The sequence below is a fragment of the Rufibacter aurantiacus genome (assembly GCF_017916345.1).
Taxonomy (GTDB): Bacteria; Bacteroidota; Bacteroidia; order Cytophagales; family Hymenobacteraceae; genus Nibribacter; species Nibribacter roseolus.
In genome coordinates, this window is the sequence record NZ_JAFMSV010000003.1 from 751,121 (window position 1) to 768,539 (window position 17,419).

16 protein-coding genes and 3 tRNA genes are annotated in these 17,419 nt (G+C 50.5%); 11 read left to right on the forward strand and 8 right to left on the reverse strand.

The window, feature by feature from the left end; all coding sequences use genetic code 11:
- Positions 1 to 260: 260 nt before the first annotated feature.
- Positions 261 to 680, forward strand: coding sequence for a hypothetical protein (locus tag J3P34_RS13655; protein ID WP_210489212.1), 420 nt, complete (start codon positions 261 to 263; stop codon positions 678 to 680).
- A 432-nt stretch (positions 681 to 1,112) separates the two neighbouring features.
- On the forward strand, positions 1,113 to 1,895 hold the full coding sequence (locus J3P34_RS13660) for an aminoglycoside 6-adenylyltransferase (RefSeq protein WP_210489213.1): 783 nt from the start codon (positions 1,113 to 1,115) through the stop codon (positions 1,893 to 1,895).
- 306 nt (positions 1,896 to 2,201) lie between these two features.
- Here the strand turns inward: J3P34_RS13660 and J3P34_RS13665 are convergent, their stop codons facing one another.
- The 4 genes from J3P34_RS13665 to J3P34_RS13675 all read right to left on the reverse strand — a co-directional run bounded on the left by J3P34_RS13665 (position 2,202) and on the right by J3P34_RS13675 (position 6,361).
- Positions 2,202 to 4,163 carry a sialate O-acetylesterase gene (locus J3P34_RS13665; protein WP_246853703.1) on the reverse strand — a complete coding sequence of 654 codons (1,962 nt, stop codon included), beginning with the start codon at positions 4,161 to 4,163 and terminating at the stop codon, positions 2,202 to 2,204.
- Positions 4,164 to 4,325: 162 nt separating this feature from the next.
- The gene (locus tag J3P34_RS13670) at positions 4,326 to 5,495 is read right to left on the reverse strand and encodes a hypothetical protein (protein ID WP_210489214.1); all 1,170 of its coding nucleotides are present in this window, start codon (positions 5,493 to 5,495) and stop codon (positions 4,326 to 4,328) included.
- A gap of 304 nt (positions 5,496 to 5,799) precedes the next feature.
- Positions 5,800 to 5,934, reverse strand: coding sequence for a hypothetical protein (locus tag J3P34_RS22240; RefSeq protein WP_282597084.1), 135 nt, complete (start codon positions 5,932 to 5,934; stop codon positions 5,800 to 5,802).
- Positions 5,918 to 6,361 carry a YceI family protein gene (locus J3P34_RS13675; RefSeq protein ID WP_210489215.1) on the reverse strand — a complete coding sequence of 148 codons (444 nt, stop codon included), beginning with the start codon at positions 6,359 to 6,361 and terminating at the stop codon, positions 5,918 to 5,920. Before J3P34_RS13675 ends, J3P34_RS22240 begins: the two co-directional genes overlap by 17 nt.
- A gap of 59 nt (positions 6,362 to 6,420) precedes the next feature.
- Between J3P34_RS13675 and J3P34_RS22475 the strand changes: the two genes are divergently transcribed.
- Positions 6,421 to 6,675, forward strand: a complete 255-nt coding sequence (locus J3P34_RS22475; protein WP_210489216.1) for a nuclease A inhibitor family protein — start codon at positions 6,421 to 6,423, stop codon at positions 6,673 to 6,675.
- Here J3P34_RS22475 and J3P34_RS13685 read toward each other — a convergent pair.
- The 4 genes from J3P34_RS13685 to J3P34_RS13700 form a co-directional block, all read right to left on the reverse strand.
- Positions 6,617 to 7,012, reverse strand: a complete 396-nt coding sequence (locus J3P34_RS13685; RefSeq protein WP_210489217.1) for a hypothetical protein — start codon at positions 7,010 to 7,012, stop codon at positions 6,617 to 6,619. The two genes, J3P34_RS22475 and J3P34_RS13685, sit on opposite strands and share 59 nt — an antisense overlap.
- 125 nt (positions 7,013 to 7,137) lie before the next feature.
- Positions 7,138 to 7,211: transfer RNA gene (locus tag J3P34_RS13690), tRNA-Arg, on the reverse strand.
- Between the two features lie 65 nt (positions 7,212 to 7,276).
- Positions 7,277 to 7,350, reverse strand: a tRNA-Pro gene (locus tag J3P34_RS13695).
- Between the two features lie 112 nt (positions 7,351 to 7,462).
- Positions 7,463 to 7,550, reverse strand: a tRNA-Ser gene (locus J3P34_RS13700).
- 279 nt (positions 7,551 to 7,829) lie between these two features.
- On the opposite strand from J3P34_RS13700, the gene J3P34_RS13705 reads away from it, so the two are divergent.
- From J3P34_RS13705 to bioA, 8 genes are all read left to right on the forward strand, one after another.
- Entirely contained in the window at positions 7,830 to 8,798 is a 969-nt protein-coding gene (locus J3P34_RS13705; RefSeq protein WP_210489218.1) for a VWA domain-containing protein, read from the forward strand.
- Positions 8,795 to 9,703: a tetratricopeptide repeat protein gene (locus J3P34_RS13710; protein ID WP_210489219.1), complete on the forward strand. Its 909-nt coding sequence runs from the start codon at positions 8,795 to 8,797 to the stop codon at positions 9,701 to 9,703. The genes J3P34_RS13705 and J3P34_RS13710 overlap by 4 nt, the downstream gene beginning before the upstream one ends.
- A gap of 407 nt (positions 9,704 to 10,110) precedes the next feature.
- Complete coding sequence (locus J3P34_RS13715; RefSeq protein ID WP_210489220.1) at positions 10,111 to 11,295, forward strand: acetyl-CoA C-acyltransferase; 1,185 nt, start codon at positions 10,111 to 10,113, stop codon at positions 11,293 to 11,295.
- Positions 11,296 to 11,365: 70 nt separating this feature from the next.
- The gene (locus J3P34_RS13720; RefSeq protein WP_210489221.1) at positions 11,366 to 12,694 is read left to right on the forward strand and encodes a toxin-antitoxin system YwqK family antitoxin; all 1,329 of its coding nucleotides are present in this window, start codon (positions 11,366 to 11,368) and stop codon (positions 12,692 to 12,694) included.
- Positions 12,695 to 13,314: 620 nt separating this feature from the next.
- The gene (gene bioB, locus J3P34_RS13725) at positions 13,315 to 14,349 is read left to right on the forward strand and encodes a biotin synthase BioB (RefSeq protein ID WP_210489222.1); all 1,035 of its coding nucleotides are present in this window, start codon (positions 13,315 to 13,317) and stop codon (positions 14,347 to 14,349) included.
- 9 nt (positions 14,350 to 14,358) lie between these two features.
- On the forward strand, positions 14,359 to 15,522 hold the full coding sequence (locus tag J3P34_RS13730; RefSeq protein ID WP_210489223.1) for an aminotransferase class I/II-fold pyridoxal phosphate-dependent enzyme: 1,164 nt from the start codon (positions 14,359 to 14,361) through the stop codon (positions 15,520 to 15,522).
- Entirely contained in the window at positions 15,471 to 16,124 is a 654-nt protein-coding gene (bioD, locus tag J3P34_RS13735) for a dethiobiotin synthase (RefSeq protein WP_210489225.1), read from the forward strand. Before J3P34_RS13730 ends, bioD begins: the two co-directional genes overlap by 52 nt.
- Positions 16,114 to 17,400: an adenosylmethionine--8-amino-7-oxononanoate transaminase gene (gene bioA, locus J3P34_RS13740; protein ID WP_210489226.1), complete on the forward strand. Its 1,287-nt coding sequence runs from the start codon at positions 16,114 to 16,116 to the stop codon at positions 17,398 to 17,400. The genes bioD and bioA overlap by 11 nt, the downstream gene beginning before the upstream one ends.
- Positions 17,401 to 17,419: the final 19 nt, after the last annotated feature.

The window sequence follows — 17,419 nt, forward strand, 5'->3', positions numbered from 1 at the left end:
AGAAACGTTGTGCCGTTCCTTAGGCAAACTTACGCAGGAGAGTGTTACCTTCTATCAAGGTTACAATTAATAAAATATACAGAGTTTAAGTAAAATCTCTCCCTTTTAGAATGATCTGAATTCTAAAAATTTATTAACCGAGCCTTGCTCATTTTTTATCGGGCTGCGGTATTTTAATATTTTGATTGTCTTGCAACCAAATTCCTTTTAGCCGGGTCATTGATAAAAATCATTACAATCACACATTATCTGTATCACGTATGAAAACCACCTTTACTTTTTTGCTGGTTTTATTATTTTTATCAGCTTTTCAATGCCAGCACCAAGAGGAAATTAACCCTAGTTTGGAAAAAAAAGACATAGTAATTGGCAGATGGCAGTTGGTAGAATACTTTATGAGTGTTGGCGGTCCTGGCTATTGGACTAAAGCAGACCCCGCTAAACCGACTATTATTGAATTTAAAGCAGATGGGGAATATATTAGCGGCAGTGGAGACTGCTCCGGAAAGTATTCAGTAACAACCGGTCAGGATATTATAATCAAGGTTTCGTGCAGTGTTGGACACCTTAAGCAAAGCGAGCTTACCGGGAAAATTCTTCCATCTGGAGAGCTTTCCATTGTTCCAACTTCCCCCATGTGCATTGAAGGATGCTCATACAAGTACAAGCGCATGAAATAATTTGGCCAGATTGTGCTTCAGATAGCAGTTTGGTCTATCATAAAGCTTGACTTAGAATAAAAACATCATTCAACTCTCTGAAAATAGATGGGAAAACATTTGGCTTGCCAAAAGTTCCAAATACTTTCTATCACTATTTTGTTGTGGTAATACATAAAAGCCTTTATAGTAAAACAGATTAGTTAGATTGAATTTGACAGCAATATTCATTATGGGTAGCCTAATGAACTAGAGCGAAGGTGATAGATGATTAATGTCAAATTTTGTAAACGCCATTTATGCCGACGGCCGGGCTGCCGTATATACTAGTACGCTAAAACAATTCACTACTTATAAATTTACCGGTAGCAGAACATTTCAAAATCATCTAACTGATGGAATTAAGCAGTCATTGGGTTTCCGGCATGTTTTCCGGAAATTAACCCCAAAGCCATGATACAAGTTGAATTTGCCGAAAGAGCCAGTCAGCTTCTGCAAGAGGACAAAGACGTGATTGGGCTAGCCGTGGGCGGTTCCTGGCTCACCAATGAGCTGGATGAGTTCTCTGATCTGGACCTCATTCTGGTCACCAGGGAGAAGATATCAGATAGCAAAGACAAAATGCTGGCATACGCGAAGCGGCTGGGCAATCTGTTGTCTGGGTTCACGGGAGAACACGTGGGCGAACCCAGGGTGCTGATCTGCCTTTATGATGATCCCCTGCTTCATGTTGACCTCAAATTCCTGACCCTGAGTGAGTTTCAAACCCGGGCAGAGGATCCAATTCTCCTGCTTGACCCCGATGGCCAGCTTCAGGAAGTTTTAGACACCTCCACCGCCCAGTTTCCTTACCCAGATTATCAATGGATAGAAGACCGCTTCTGGATTTGGGTACACTATGCCCTGTTGAAGATTGGCCGGGGAGAATACTTGGAGGCGTTTGATTTTTTCGGGTACCTGAGAATGGTAGTGTTAGGTCCGTTACTCCACCTCAAAAAAGGCAATCTGCCCAGGGGAGTGAGAAAAGTAGAGCGTGACTTGGAAAGTGAAGACCTGATCCTTCTCAAGCAAACCATTCCGGCTTATGACCGACATACCTTATTGGAAAGCTTGAAACATTCTGTTGCTCTTTACCGCTCCTTAAGAACCACACTCTTTAAGGATGTGATCTTTCAAAAAGCCACCGAAGAAAAGGTAATGCGCTACTTTGAGAAGATCCAAGCAAATGAGCAATAGAAGCTTATTTCTTTATTTACAGGTATTTAGGGCCTGTTTTTAAGAAAACAGGCCCTAAATACCTGTAAATAAGTAGCTTACTTCTCTCCTATTTAGCCTGCAAAAGACCCCTCCGAAGCTCATCCAAGGAGGAAATGGTTTGTTTAAGGACTATCTGCTTGGAGTTAGTGACAATTCGCACGTAGTCCTTCAACCTTTTACTGTAAAGGATTTATGACACCTTCACCATCACCATCTTGCGGTCTACCCTGAAATACAAGAATTAGTCACTGGAGGCATGTAGGGTTTAGGGAGAGGTGCTACTTCTTACTTATCAGTACGGAAAGGGGAAGCTGGTAATTTTTCTTTGTTGTAGAGGTTGGCGCTGTCGGGGTTATCGGCCCAGGCGTAGCGCACGTACTTCGGCTCCGGTACCTCGTCGCTCCACACCACCACTTTGTCGCCCTCTATCTTTGCATTCGCCCAGACAAACTTTTTATCGGCTCCGGCAATGGCAAACTGGCTGAGTTCCTCGTCGTCAATGGATATCAACCCGCCTCCCACGTTGGTGAAACTCAGAATGATCTTATTCCTCTCAATCTTTAAAGACTGATATAACGGACCGGAGGAAACAATCTTGTTGTCGCCGTAGATCAGCTTCATGGCGGCCAGGGCCAACCGCTCGCCCACGTCTTTCTTGTTATCCGGGTGGATGTCGTTCCACTCGCCCAGTTCAATGGTAACGGCCATGGCCGTGTTAGGCACCGATAGGGTTTGCAGGGCCGCTTCCCGCATCAGCGCCCAGTTGCTTTCAGTAGGCAGGTAATTTGCCTCCATGAAGTTGGGAAGTTGTACAAACAGGAACGGCAGGTTGCCCTGTCCCCACTTTGCGCGCCAATCTGCGATCAAAGCCGGCAACAGCTTTTTGTATTCGGTAGGATTACCAGCGTTGCTTTCGCCCTGGTACCACAAGATACCTTTGAGGGTGTAGTTTATAGCGGGGGCCACCATGGCGTTGTACAAAGCCGTAGGTTGGTTCTGGGCGCTTATGCCGCCTTCAAATGGACCCGTAGCCGGACGGTACACATCGCCCACTTTGTACTGCCAGGTGCCTTTCAGGTCAAGGGTTTGGCCGTTTGCCTCCAGGTAATATGGTTTGTCTGGCACAAAGCCACCTTTGCCGCCCTGGTTCAGCACGCGTACCACAAAGAGGTTTTTCCCGGCTTTCAAAGTACCGGCCGGAACGCTGTACCTTCTCTGCGGATACTGGTACCCTGTGTTTCCGACTTGTTTTCCGTTAATGTACAGGAAATCAGCATCCACTATGCGGCCCAGGAACACCTTGGCCGGTACGCCCACCATAGAAGCCGGAACCTCAATCTCGCGCCTGTACCACACGGCTCCGTTCAGGTCCCTTATGCCCTGGTCTTCCCAATAGCCGGGGATGTTGATGTTGCGCCACCCTTTAGGTACGTACGCCGGATCAAACCACTTGACGGCTCCGGTGAGGCCTTTGTCCAGCTCAGGCTTTTGGCGGTTAGCTGCTGCCACGGCCGCTGCCCTACGTTGGATGGGGTTCACGTAGCTGGTATCCTTGTTCTTATCTATGGTGGACATAATAGCCGGAAATTCCTTCAAGCCTTCTTCGCTGGTCCAGGCTTCAATGGGCGTGCCACCTACGCTGGCGTTGATCAACCCGATGGGAATTTTGTACCGGTCATACAGTTTGCGGGCGAAGAAATAGGCCACGGCGGAGAAGTTGTTCACGTCCTGGGGGTTCGCCCATTTCCAGGCCGCAGCCGCTGGCAGATCCTGCGCAGGACCTTCCATGTTGGCTGTGGTGGGAATCCAGAAATGCCGGATCTGGGGGTAATTGGCGGTTATGATATCGTTGGCATAAGTGATATTATGCAGCGACATTTGGTGTACCATGTTAGACTGCCCGGAGCAGAAATACACATCGCCCAACAGGATGTCTTTCACGGTGATCTGGTTGCTGCCCTTGATGTCCATGGTGTAAGGACCGCCCGCTTTCACAGGTGACAGGGCTACCTGCCATTTTCCGCTGGGGTTGGTAGTGGCTTTGTAGTTTTTCCCCCGGAAGGTAACGGTTACTTTCTCGCCGGGCGCAGCCCAGCCCCAGATGTTGGTTTTGGCATCGCGCTGCAGTACCATTCCGTCGCTTACCAATTTGGGCAGTCTTACCTGGCTATAGGCCTCGGCCTGGAACAGGCACAGAAGGGCAACAATAAACTTTACTTTCCCGCGGAACATGTTTCTTCTACTCATTCTTAGATTGGGGTGGAAAATCAGATGAGCAATCTACAATTAAAAAGTATTGTGAAAAAGGAGCAGCCTGTTTCAAGAGCATTTTGGTAAAACCTCTCTTAAAACAGGCTGCTGCGCAATACACCTTAACAATGTAAAGGTGCGTTTCAGAAATCCTTGCTCCTATTTATTACACCCGCACTCCCAGCGGTAATCTTTGGAAAACTCCACGGTTACCTGGGCTACTTTGGTGCCGGGCTGGTATCTGGAAGAAGTTGGAGCGTTATTCTTCATAGGCCCCGAAAGCCAGGTAATGGCGCCCGTTTTAGGATTGTACCTGTACTTGCCGGTTCCACCATTGTCTAACCAGCGGTAGGTGCCATCTTTCTTCAAAGCAAAATATCCTTTGTAGTCAAAGCGGTAAGCCGGGCTGGCATTGGGCCCATTCCACACCGACTGGTGGCAGGTGTAGTTGCCGTACTGGAGCGGTCCGCCATAAGTGATTTTAGCGGTAGGCGTTGTTTTCACTTCCTTAAATGCATTAAACTTGCTCCAGGCGGCTTTGGCGGAGGTGAGGTCACCCGCATACCGTTGCTGCAAGGAAGCATCACCAGCTACAGCTTTTTGCAGGAAGGGCTTTGCAGCTCCTTCTTTTCCCTGGGCAGCCATGGAAACGGCTTTCAAGTAATTCACATAAGGATTCTCTGCGTCTACGGTTAATGAAAGATTGAACCGGGTTTCGGCACTGCCGTATTCTCCTTTTTCATAGTACTGAATACCCGCCATGGCTTCCTGCCCGGCAGATAACATCTGGGTTTCTTTTCCGCCAGTGGCAAAAGAGTACTTCAGCTTGTCTATGTACGCCTCCAAACCAATAGGAGCAGCTTTGGTGGGTTCAAATTTAGAATTTTCCGTACTCTTTGGCTCAGTTTTTTCAGTTTGACCAGCGGAAGATGTTTGCTGAACTGGAACATCTTTGGCATACCGCTCTTTGAGCGATGGGTTCAGTTTAAAGGCATGGTCCAGGTACTGTTCCGCTTGTCTAGTTTTATAAGGGTCGTTTTGCCTGATTAGAGCGATGGCTAACTGGTAGTTGGCAAACACATGGTCCTTGTTTGCCCCCACTATTCGCATGAAACCATCTGCGGCAGAGGAGTAATTCTTAGCTTCAAAATACCCCTGAGCGTACAAAAAATCAGAACCTACAGACATAAAGGCGGTTTCACTTCCGCCAGTGGCATAAGAATCTTTTAATCGTTTCACATAGGCATCTAAATCATCCTGTGAGCTCTGGGCATAAAGCAGCGGCGCGAACAGCAACAGGAAACCTAGCAGGAGTACATGTCTCTTCATCTTCAATCAAATAGGGTATAGCTTAATTTTTTAAGATAAATATATTAAAATAAACATATAACAACCACCTCCTTTCCTTTGGCCCACATCAGCGCTTATTTAAACTGTTTGTAACTGGTATCTAAGATGTGTTTCAAAGCCGAAATAGGAAAAGCAAGCCAAAAGCAGCAGCCAGCAGTAAGCCGCTCTTCACTTAAGAAAAGCTGTTTCCTGCTGGCTTCTGCGTTGTTTTTCAGAAACTGCCTCCTACACGTTCTATCACATATTCTGTAAATATTCGCGAAAGGAAGTTACCAGTTTCAAATTATCGCCGATGACCCTTTACTGTTAAGGAAATGTCTACTTCTGGCAAGATGTGGTGCTCCCCAAGGGCTGGGTCTGCGGCGTACATCATGCCCCATTTGGTTCTGCCTAACTGGAAATCAGCCTTCATCTCCATTTTGCTTCCTTCCAGCGTAATCCTGGCAGGAAAGCATCGTAAAATCTCCGGTAACGGTATAGTTAGCGTTTGCTACTCCCCCACCAGTGGAAGAAGCCAACGGCTGAACATTAGTGATCTTGAAGGAGGCATTGGGGTGCAGGACCATGTTGAAGAAATCGGGGCTTTTGAGGTGCTCCAGCAAGGCGGGCCTCACGTGGTCAGGCAAATCGAAGTTCTGGATGGAGGCAATGGGAATGGTGAACGTCCCGGATTTCACTTTGCCGTCTACCACCTCCACGCCCGGGCTGGTCACTTTAAAGGAGCCTACGTGGTACAGAGTGGGGCTGTAGCCTTTCCATTCTATGGTAGAATTTTCTTCTTCTATGGCGTAAGGCGTTTTGGTGATCTCTTCTGTCTCTTCGCAGCTGGTCAGGTTCCTTGGCAAACCCATAAACTCTCCGATCAAGGAGCAGAAGCTACCCTCCTTCCTGCGACATAACTAAGATGTGTGAGAAGCAATTTGAAGTAGGGCGTTTCCAGCAACTTAGAGACCTTCAACTTGAACTTACCTTTGTGAAGGTATACCGCAATGGTCAGATACAGATGGAAGCGTATGTGCTGGGCTGGACACCTGAGAACCGGCTTTCCGAGTTGAAGATCCTGCAGGCAGGGACGTTTTCATGGGGAAACCATAGGCGGGCTAGTGCTTCAGCCATTCTATGGCGGGCTCTATCTCTGAAAAACTCTCGAACTGGATAGGAAGCACGTTATTATTGAACACCTTTCTCACCACGTGTTCCCGGAAGACGCTGGTGGAACTGACGCGGGCGACCTTCTGTACCCTGGTAGCTGCCAGATCCAACACAAACTGGGTGAGGACCGGGGCGAATACCTCCTCCTGGACATCAACCCGTGTTTCCCTTGCGTCAAACAGGAGCCTTTTGATGTCATAGTTCCTTGCGTTCTCTACAATAATTGCGAACGACCGGTTGATTTCAGGCACTAGAATATCGCTCATGGGTTGCATGGTAACAGACAGTATGTCCATGCTAGGATCGAAATCAAGGGTCAGGAAGGCGCTATTGTAGATGATCATGGATGTTTATCTGAGTCAATCAGAAAACGGTACCTGAGCCGCATTCGTTGCAAGGGCAGTGCTGAGGCTATTGCAAACAAAAAAGCCACTTACAAGTTTTACCTTATAAGTGGCTGATTTTTAAGTGATCCCGTTTGGATTCGAACCAAAGACCTACTGCTTAGAAGGCAGTTGCTCTATCCAGCTGAGCTACGAGACCATCGAAACGAAAATGAGTAATGGAGAATGTCTTTTTAGTCATCCAACATTACTCATCTTTTTTCGTCGGGGTGGCAGGATTCGAACCTACGACCTCCACATCCCAAATGTGGCGCGATACCGGGCTACGCTACACCCCGAGTCCTGCAATTACAAAGCGACCAACTTCTCTAACCTTTCGTTCTCCGTAATTGCGGTGCAAAGATATTAAATGAAGTTTTCTTTTCAAAATTTATTTTCAAAAAAACTTCGCGGAGAGAGGGGGATTCGAACCCCCGGTACCCTTTAGAGGTACGGCAGTTTAGCAAACTGCTGGTTTCAGCCACTCACCCATCTCTCCGGGCATCCCTTTCTGTTAAAGAGTGTGCAAATATAGCCGAACTAAAATGAGATTACCAAAGCCCTGCCTAAAAAAATTTCCCCTTCTCTGCCCCGCAGCGCACCATCCGCTTCTATGACAACGGCTTAGACCCAAAGATTTTTTTGAAATTTATTTTCCCGCCAGGCGTTTCATCTATGTTTACCACTTGCACTAGCGCTCCATTAACAAAAGGAAGGCACAAGGGCATTTGTTTCTTTCTTTATAACTTGCCGCACTTTAAAGCACTGGCCTTTTTCTATGACCTGGTATTTGCCTTTTACTTCCATGGAGTTTTTTTTCTTTCTCCTGTTTGGGGTGCTCTACGGCGGATACCTGTTCAGGATTAAGAGGCTGGCCCGGCAGTTTTCCCAGAAAGCGAACACCATTTACATCAAAGCCATTATCAGGAGTATTTACATGGGGCTTTTGGTAGTGGCCTTGCTGGGACCTTCTTTTGGGGCCATGACCAAGGAAATACGAACCAACGGCAAGGACGTGTACCTGGCGGTGGATCTGTCTCAGTCCATGAAAGCCCAGGACGTACCCCCTTCCCGGCTGGAGAAGGTAAAATTGGAACTACAGGAGTTTATCCAAAACTCCAACGCCGACCGCATCGGGCTCATCGGGTTTTCCTCCGAGGCCTTTGTGCTCAGTCCGCTTACCTATGACCACGGCGCGCTGGACCTCTTTGTGCAATCCCTGCGCACCTCGCTGGCGCCGGCCGAGGCTGCCCAGTTGGGCCCGGTACTGCAGTTGGCTAGCCAGAAGTTTAGGGAAACTGAAACCAGCCGTGAGACGGAACGCTCCAAAATACTGGTGGTGTTCTCTGATGGTGAGACCTTTGGGGAGAATGTGCAGGAAGCCGTGTCTACGTTGGTATACCAGGGGGTGCGGGTGTACTGCATTGGGATAGGCACCTACGCGGGCGGGAAGATTCCTGAGGGACGTACCTTTAAAAAAGACGGCAAAGGCCAGACGGTGCTCACCAAACTGGAAGCCGATGTTCTGAAGGAGGTAGCCCAACGCACCAAAGGCAATTACTTTGAGATAAACCAGAACATAAGTGAGATGCCGCGTTTGCTGAGCGCCGTCAATACCGTTAAAAGTGAGCTGCGCCAGGCCAAGGTGGTGGAGGTTGCAGCCAATAAATACCTTTACCCCCTCCTGGCCGCCCTGCTGCTCATCGCACTGGATGTTTTATGGACAATACAGGTGCTTAAGATATGAATTACTGGTGGTTTATTGTTTTACTCGTCTCCCTGCCGTTTGACGGTTTCCAGCGCATTGCCCAACGGAACCAGTTCAGCCAGCAGGCAGAGGCCGCCTACAAAAAAAAGGAGTACCAACAAGCTGCGGCACTGTATGAAAAAGTACGCGAGGCCGAAGACGGCAAGTCACCCGCAACCGTCACCCTGAACCTGGCCCACTCCTATTTTCACCTGCGGGAGTATACCCAGGCCTCGCCCCTATACCGTTCTTTGCTTAAAACCCAGGACAAAGACTTACTCTCCACAGTGGCTACCCAGTTGGCCGTGATTGAGGCTGAGGAAGGAAACTACACCAAAGCCATTGATTTTTGTAAACAAGCTCTTAAAGCCAGGGAAACGAACGCAACGGCGCGCTACAATTTTGAACTGCTTCAGAAATACCTGTTGCTGCACCCGGAAAAGCGGCAAGGCCCCAAACCACCCCAAAAGAGAACAGACCAGAATGGGCCGGGCGGTTCCCGGCAGCCAAATGCAAATGGCAGTTCGACAGCAGGTGCCCCCAACAGTGACCAAAGCACAGGCGCAGGCAATACCGCCAATGGGGGCCCCTCCACACCGCAGAATGGCCAAGGCAATGATTCCAGGCAGGAGAATTTCGGGAGAAGCGAGGGGCTGAACAAAGGCTACAGCAACGAGGGACGGCCAGACAGCAATGCTACAGGCGGAAGCGGAAAAAGCAGCCAAGCTGCCCGCGAAGAGGATGCCCTGCTGCAGACCCGCTTTGAGCGCCTGAAAAAACTGCAACTCTCCCCTGAAAAAGCTCGCCAACTCCTGGACGCCATGCGTCAGGAAGAAGCCCAATACCTGCAGCAGTTGCCTCGCAGAACCACCAAACCAGCCGACAAGAATACCCCAGATTGGTAAAAGAGAAACCGTTTTAGGGCCCTTTTTGTAAAAGTTACCTTAAAAGGATATCGCTATAAAATCACCAAAACCGTCAGAAAAGGTTAATTGTCCAAATTGTAAAAGGTAAGATTTATAATAACTGGTGAGGGCTGCCTATGCAGCAGTTAGGTGTAGAGAAGCCTTTACCCTTTGAACCTCTGGGCGAGAAGTATTACCCTTGCGTTTCCGCCCTGATTCCTTGAAAGCTTATCAAAAATGCGGCAACTTTAGGCAAAGGCCCTTTCCTGAAATTTTCACTTACTGCCTTGCACCTTCCTGCTGCAGACTTTTGTTTTACAGGAGAGAACCCTTTCAACCTAACAAGCGTTTGGTTTTTATTTAGAGAACTCCTAATTTCAAACCGATAATCCAGAAAAACTACTGCTATGCAAGTGAAAGAAGTATACGTTATCTCGGCGGTTCGTACGCCAATCGGGAGTTTTGGCGGGGCATTGGCCAGCCTGACGGCTCCTCAGTTGGGTGCCATCGCTATTAAAGGCGCTTTGGAGAAAGCCGGGGTAGACAAAAGCCTGGTACAGGAAGTGATCATGGGCAATGTGTTGTCGGCGAACGTGGGCCAGGCGCCCGCGCGGCAGGCAGCCATTGGCGCCGGTCTGGGATACGAAGTGGAATGTACCACCATCAATAAAGTGTGCGCCTCGGGTTCCAAGGCTATCATGTTCGCCTCGCAAGCCATCATGCTGGGCCACAAAGACATCATTGTGGCGGGCGGAATGGAGAGCATGTCCAACGTGCCTTACTACCTGGACAAAGCCCGTTTCGGGGCGAAGATGGGCCACGGCCAGATGATTGACGGCCTGGTGAAAGACGGCCTCTGGGATGTCTACAATGATTACCACATGGGCAGCGCCGCGGAAAATACCGCTCGCGAGTTGGGCATCACCCGCGAGATGCAGGATGAGTACGCTATCAACTCTTACCGTAAATCTGCCGCCGCGGCTAAAGCTGGTTACTTAAAAGATGAAATTGTGCCCGTAGAAATTCCGCAGCGAGGAAAGGAATCCATTTTCATCACGGAAGACGAGGAATACAGCAAGGTGAACTTTGAAAAGATCCCGGGCCTGCGTCCGGTGTTTGATAAGGAAGGCACTGTAACGGCGGCCAACGCCTCTACCCTCAACGACGGCGCCGCAGCCCTGTTGCTTATGAGCAAAGAGAAAGCCGAAGAACTGGGCGTGAAACCCATCGCCAAAATCCTCGGCTTCGCCGATGCCGAGCAGGAGCCAAAATGGTTCACCACCACTCCGGCCCTGGCTATTCCTAAAGCTTTGAAGGTATCAGGGGTAACGCCTGAGGAGGTTGATTTTTACGAAATCAACGAGGCTTTCTCAGTGGTATCACTGGCCAACAACCAGAAGTTGGGCCTGGAAGGCGGCAACGTGAACGTGTACGGCGGAGCGGTTTCCCTAGGTCACCCACTGGGAGCCTCGGGAGCCAGAATTGTGACTACCCTCATCAATGTGCTGCACAAAAACAACGGCAAGATTGGGGTTACCGGAATCTGCAACGGCGGCGGCGGGGCCTCGGCCATCGTGCTGGAGCGGGTGTAAGCCTTTTGAACTATACTAATTCAAAAAAGCCTTACGTTATAAGTAAGGCTTTTTTTATTGTTTTGTATCCATGAAAAGGATTCTTTTTTTATCTGCGTTTCTGCTGCTCACGTTCGGGTTCCAACTGGAATCCCAGGCCCAGACCCGCGTGGTCACCTACCATGATTCCCTGCAATCGGCGATCAAGGAGGTGTACTTCATCAAAGGAACTGAGGACTCCGTGATGCACGGCTATTACCGTAAATACTACTCTACTGGCGAACTGGAGGCCATGGTAAAAGTAGTGGAAGGCAAACGCGACAGCCTCTATACCGAGTTCTTCCCCAGCGGCAAACCCAAACTGACGGTACCATATAAAGAAGGCAAAAAAAACGGACCTTTCTCAGCGGTCTACGCCAATGGCAACAAACTACAGGAAGGCCAGTACCTGAACGATCTGCAGAATGGTCCTTTCAAAAGTTACTATGAGAACGGCCAACTGAAGCAGGAAGCAAACTTTGTGGAGGGCTTCCCAGAGGGTACCGTGAAAGAGTATTTCTCCAACGGCAAGCTGCGTTCTGAGATCACCTATGCCAAGAAGGCGCAGAGCGGCGTCTCGCGCACCTTCCACCCCAACGGCGAAAAGCAGTCGGAGGCCAATTACCGCAACGGCATGATTGAGGGTGGCTACCGGACCTACTATGACAACGGCCAACTGGAGACCGAGACCATCAGCGATGGCCCTTCTAAACCGGCCAAGTTCAAAACCTACTACCGCTCCGGCAAACTCATGACTGAAGGCAGCGTGGTGGCGGGCAAGCCCGAGGGCACCTCAGTGGCGTACTATGAAAACGGCCAGCGTAAAGCAACCCTCACCTACAGCAAAGGCATCAGGGTAGGTCTGGCCCAGTCCTTTGACGAGAATGGAAAACTGAAAGAGGAAATCCGGTACGGCAACGCCGAGAAAGACCGCAAAATCACCCGCTTCTACCCTTCCGGGGCTATTGCCGCGCAGGAGGAGTTCAAAGACAACAAACGGGTGGGCACTTGGCAGGAATTCCACGAGAACAAGAAACCCAAAACCACCGAACCCTACAAGAACGGCCGCATCAACGGTGAGCGCCTCACCTACCACGACAACGGCCAGGTTGAATCCAAAGCCACGTACCTGAACGGCAAAATTGTGAGCACCCTCATCACCTACTTCCCATCGGGCAAGGTGAAATCAGAGACCCTGTACAAAGACGGCCTGCGCTACGGCACTTTCAAACAGCTCTACGAGAACGGTAAAACCGAAATGGCCGGCACCTTCCGCAACAACCGCGAAACCGGCACCTGGACCTACTTCGACGAGAACGGAAAACCCACCAAGAAAGTAGAATACCGCAACGGCCAGGTTGTAATAGCTGATAAGAAGTAGGCTTTATTGCTGATTGCCGAGTTCGGTTTTAAACCTGATTTTCAGAAAACAGGCCTAAAACACAGGAAGCCCATGCAGGAATCAAATTCCACATGGGCTTCGTCTTTTACAAAGCATCTGAATTTTGCTGCCATAGAAGTTCTTTCCCAGAAAAAGATTTCAGCAATGCTCCCCACGAATTCCGTCCCCCTTTGAAGGGGGTAGGGGGATGACCAATTGGCTCGAGGAACCGTTTACCTTCCGCCAAAAGCAAGGGCAACTACAAGGGAGTACCCCAACAATTTGGGAATGCGTGTGATCAGCACGAGCAATCATCCCCTTCCCCCTTCAAAGGGGGAAGGGGATGCATATGAATTCTCACAACCAATATAGAACAAATTCAAGGTTAGTTTTATGCCTCTTAAATCCCACTACCCATCCCTAAAGGTTCTAAAACTAGTTTTTATCTTCAATGTGGTTATTCTTACAAATTAATATGACCCATTACTTCTTTTGTTTTCTACCTGATTTTCAGAAAACAAGCTTAAAAATAACCTAACAAGGGTTAGCATTAGGTTTAAAAATTTCTCCTATTGCTTTTTCCGCCGTACTTTAGCCGCCTAAACCAGACTTTTTAGACTATGACGGACGCCCTGAACACCGCCCCTCTCCGTACGGATTGGACCATGGATGAAATACGCGCCATCTACTATAAACCCGTGCTGGAACTCATCGTGGAGGCCTCACAGGTTCACAAACAATTCCAGGCTACCGGCGAGGTGCAGGTGTGTACGCTGTTGAGCGTAAAAACCGGAGGTTGCCCAGAGGACTGCGCTTACTGTCCGCAGGCGGCCCGTTACCACACCGGTGTGCAGGCGCATAAACTTCTCAGCAACGAGGTGGTATTGGATGCCGCGCGTAAAGCCAAAGAAGGCGGTTCTACCCGTTTCTGCATGGGCGCCGCCTGGCGCGAGGTACGTGATAACCGCGACTTTGACCGCGTGCTGGAAATGGTGGAAGGCGTGAACGAGATGGGTCTGGAGGTGTGCTGCACCCTGGGCATGGTGAACGAGTACCAGGCCGAGCGTTTGAAAGAAGCCGGTCTCTATGCCTACAACCACAACCTGGACACCTCCGAGGAAAACTACAGCAACATCATCACCACCCGTACCTACGGCGACCGCCTGGGAACCATCGAGAACGTGCGCAAAGCAGGTATCTCAGTGTGCAGCGGCGGTATCATCGGGTTGGGCGAGACGGATGACGATAGAATTGCCATGCTGCACGTGCTGGCTAACCTGCCCCAACACCCAGAATCTGTGCCGGTGAACGCACTGGTGCCCGTGGAAGGCACGCCGTTGGCCGAGCAACCCCGCGTGAGCGTATGGGAAATGGTGCGCATGATCGCCACCGCCCGTATCCTCATGCCAAAAACCATGGTGCGTTTATCTGCCGGACGCCAGGAGATGCCGGTGAGCGAGCAGGCCCTTTGCTTTTTGGCGGGCGCCAACTCCATCTTCTCCGGAGATAAGCTGTTGACCACGCCTAACCCTGGCTTCGCCAATGACAAATCCATGTTTGAGTTGCTGGGCTTAACGCCTCGCAAGTCCTTCAAAGCTGAGACTGCCTGCGGTGGAACCGTTGACGCTCCTGCTGAAGCAGTAGCCGCTGAATAACCTTTTACCATGAAGGTGCCGGAACGTCTGCTGCGCCAGCTGGAAACCAGAGTGCAGAAAGGAACCCTGCGGAGTCTTACCCTTCCCCCTAAAGGTTTGGTGGATTTCAGTTCCAACAATTACCTGGGGTTGGCGGCATCAGAGGTTCTGGCCCAAAATATAGCCGAAGAATTAGGAAAACAGCCGGCACACGGCGCCACCGGCTCCCGCCTGCTGAGCGGCAATACCCGCTACGCCCAGGAACTGGAAGAGGAGCTTGCGCTTTTCCACCATGGGGAGTCAGCCTTGCTGTTCAACTCGGGGTACGTGGCCAATTGCGGATTCTTCTCGGCGGTGCCCCAGCGCGGTGACACCATCTTTTACGATGAGGCCAGCCACGCCTCCATGAAAGAAGGTATCCGGCTCAGTTTCGCGCAGAGTTTTCCCTTTCGACATAACGACGTAAACGATCTCCGCCAGAAGCTAAAGCGCGCACAGGGCGATGTGTACGTAGCCGTAGAGTCTCTGTATTCCATGGATGGTGACTTCGCCCCGCTGAAGGAATTAGCTTCCCTTTGCCAGGAACAGGACTTGTACCTGGTGGTGGACGAGGCGCATTCCAATGGACTGTACGGTCCAAACGGCGAAGGCCTGGTTTCCGCCTTAGAATTAGAGCAGCAGGTGTTTGCCCGCATCATGACCTTCGGGAAGGCGATTGGGGCGCACGGAGCCGCGGTGGTGGGCCCAAGGGAACTGCAGCAGTTTCTGCTCAACTTCAGTCGGCCCTTCATCTACACCACTGCCCTACCGCTGGCCTCTCTAGCCGCCATCAGGCAAGCCTATAGGTTACTTCCCTCCCTGAACCAGGAAAGAGCCCAGGTACAGGAACTGGCCGGATATTATCAATCACTTCTGGAAGACGGTCGTGCTTTGGCTTCGTTTTCCGGAAAAAAGGGCCAAAACGGCAGCCCCATCCAGGCGTGGCAATTGCCAGATCCGGTGGCGCTACGGACATTAGCCAACCATATTCAGGCAGCGGGATTTGACGTGCGGCCAGTGTTCAGCCCCACCGTTCCAGCGGGCAAAGAGCGCCTCAGATTGGTGCTACACGCCTATAATACCAAAGCCCAAGTTCAAGAATTATGCAACCTGCTTCATCAGCACACCCCAAAAAATATTTCATTACCGGCATAGGCACCGATGTGGGTAAAACCATTGCCGCCGCCATCTTCACCGAAGCGCTCCAAGCTGATTACTGGAAACCCGTACAGGCCGGAAACCTGGAAGACTCAGACACCCACACCGTGGGAAGCCTGATCTCCAACTCCCGTACTGTTTTTCACCCGGAGGCCTACCGCCTACAGATGCCAGCCTCCCCCCACACAGCCGCTGCCGCAGAGGGCATCCGGCTGTCACTAGAACAAATACAAGTGCCTGCCACTAAAAACAACTTGGTGGTGGAAGGCGCCGGCGGCCTGATGGTGCCATTGAACGAGCGAGACCTGATATTGGACCTCATCCAGAGATTGCAATTGGAAGTCGTACTCGTTTCCAGAAACTACCTGGGCAGTATCAACCATACCCTAATGGCGGTAGAGGTGCTCAAGAGCAGAAACATCGGCGTAGCCGGCATTGTCTTCAACGGGGTACCAAACGCTTCGTCAGAAGAATTCATCTTGAACTACTCCCAGCTTCCGGCTTTTCCGCGCATTCTGCAGGAAGAAAGCTTTGATAAAGACACGGTTTTAAGGTACGCGAAGACCTTACAAGATTATTTAACCAACCATGCACAATAGCCTTTCGGAGCGGGACCAGTTGGTGAACTGGCACCCGTACACCCAGATGCAAACGGCTCCCCCTCCTATTGGAGTCACGCGCGGAGAAGGCGCCGTCCTTTTCACCGAGGATGGCCGCGAGTTCATTGACGCCGTGTCTTCGTGGTGGGTGAACATCCATGGGCACGCGCACCCGCACATCGCGGAGCGGGTTTGCCAGCAATTGCGTACCCTGGAGCACGTGATCTTCGCGGGGTTCACCCACGCTCCCGCCGTAGAACTCGCAGAAAGGTTGCTCAAGCTCTTGCCCCAGAACCAGGCCAGGGTCTTTTACTCAGACAACGGATCTACAGCCGTGGAAGTGGCACTTAAGATGGCGTTGCAGTTCTGGTTTAACCAAGGCCAGGAAAAGACCAGGATCATCGCGTTTGAAGGCAGTTATCACGGCGATACCTTCGGAGCGATGTCGGTGAGCGAACGCTCGGTCTTTACCCGTCCTTTCCAGCAGTATCTTTTTGACGTGGAGTTTCTGCCCGTGCCGGTTCCTGGTGAAGAAGAACAGATTTTAGCGCAACTGGAAAAACTGCTGGAACGCGAGGACATTGCCGCTTTCATCTTTGAGCCTTTGGTACTAGGCACCGCCGGAATGGTCATGTACTCGCCCGAGGTGTTAAACCGCTTGGTGGAACGCTGCCGGGCCAAGGGTGTATTGATCATCGCTGATGAAGTCATGACCGGCTTCGGGAGAACTGGCAAGCGTTTCGCCTGCGATTACCTGGGCCAGGAACCTGACCTGATGTGCTTTTCCAAAGGACTTACCGGCGGCACCATGGCTCTGGGCGTGACCACCAGTTCGCAAGCCATCTATGATTCTTTCCTGAGCGAAGACAAGACCAAGACCTTTTTCCACGGTCACTCCTATACGGCCAACCCGGTAGCCTGCGCCGCTTCTTTGGCCAGCCTGGATCTAGTGGAGGAACAATCATTTCTGGAGAACCTGGATAGAATCAGCGCTTCCCACGCTGCCTTCGCCCAGACCTTGGAAGGCAGAGCGGGAATTAAAGCTTTCCGCCAAACCGGCACCATTCTGGCCATTGAGTTTGAAGTGGGGCAAACCTCCTATTTCCATTCTTTGCGGGACCAGTTATACAATTTAGCCCTGGATAACGGCGTACTGCTGCGGCCTTTGGGCAACATTGTGTACGTGCTTCCGCCTTATTGCATCACCAATGCCCAACTTGAAAAAGTGTACGGGGTCATGGAGCAGATGCGAAATTTAGTAGTGCAGGCGTTTTAGCCTTGTTTAGAGAAAATCA